The 1,185-nt window shown below is 63.7% G+C and carries 1 protein-coding gene; it reads right to left on the reverse strand.

The features are described 5' to 3' along the window. The coding region (gene tuf / locus OHL16_RS20105; RefSeq protein ID WP_263368988.1) for an elongation factor Tu at positions 1 to 1,181 on the reverse strand (1,181 nt) is incomplete at its 3' end. Positions 1,182 to 1,185: the final 4 nt, after the last annotated feature.

Genomic DNA, 1,185 nt, shown 5'->3' on the forward strand with positions numbered 1-1,185 from the left:
ATGATCTCGGAGATGGTACCGGCGCCGACGGTGCGTCCGCCCTCGCGGATGGCGAAGCGCAGGCCCTTCTCCATGGCCACCGGGGTGTGCAGCGTGATCTCCAGCGCGATGTTGTCGCCCGGCATCACCATCTCCGTGCCCTCCGGAAGCTTCGCCGAACCGGTCACGTCCGTCGTGCGGAAGTAGAACTGCGGACGGTAGCCGTTGAAGAACGGGGTGTGACGGCCGCCCTCTTCCTTCGACAGCACGTACACCTCGCCCTTGAACTGCGTGTGCGGCGTGATCGAGCCGGTCTTGGCCAGCACCATGCCGCGCTCCACGTCTTCCTTGGCGATGCCGCGCAGCAGAAGTCCCGCGTTGTCGCCCGCCAGACCCTCGTCGAGCTGCTTCTTGAACATCTCGACGCCGGTCACCACCGTCTTGCGCGTCTCGCGGAAGCCTACGATCTCGGCCTCTTCGCCAACCTTCACCTTGCCGCGCTCGATACGACCCGTGACAACAGTGCCACGGCCCGAGATCGAGAAGATGTCCTCGATCGGCATCAGGAACGGCAGATCCACCATGCGGTCCGGCTGCGGCACGTTCTTGTCCACCGCCTCCATCAGCTCGTCGATCTTGGCCTCCCACTGCGCCTCGCCGTTCAGCGCGCCCAGCGCCGATCCGCGGACCACGGGAACGTCGTCGCCGGGGAAGTCATACTTGTTGAGAAGCTCGCGGACTTCCATCTCCACCAGGTCCACCAGCTCGGCATCCTCCACCGCATCGCACTTGTTCAGGAACACCACGATGTAGGGAACGCCCACCTGACGGGCCAGCAGAACGTGCTCCTTGGTCTGGGGCATCGGACCGTCGGTCGCCGCCACCACCAGGATCGCGCCGTCCATCTGCGCCGCACCCGTGATCATGTTCTTGATGTAGTCGGCGTGGCCAGGGCAGTCCACGTGCGCGTAGTGCCGGTTCGCCGTCTCGTACTCCACATGCGACGTCGCAATCGTAATGCCGCGCTCGCGCTCCTCAGGAGCGTTGTCAATCGTGTCGAACGAACGAAACGCGTTCTTCGGGTTGTGCTTCGACAGAACCTTCGTGATCGCCGCCGTCAGCGTCGTCTTGCCGTGATCGATGTGTCCGATCGTCCCGATGTTCACGTGCGGCTTAGACCGGTCAAACTTTTCCTTCGCCATGACT

The organism is Edaphobacter bradus (genome assembly GCF_025685645.1).
Lineage (GTDB): Bacteria > Acidobacteriota > Terriglobia > Terriglobales > Acidobacteriaceae > Edaphobacter > Edaphobacter bradus.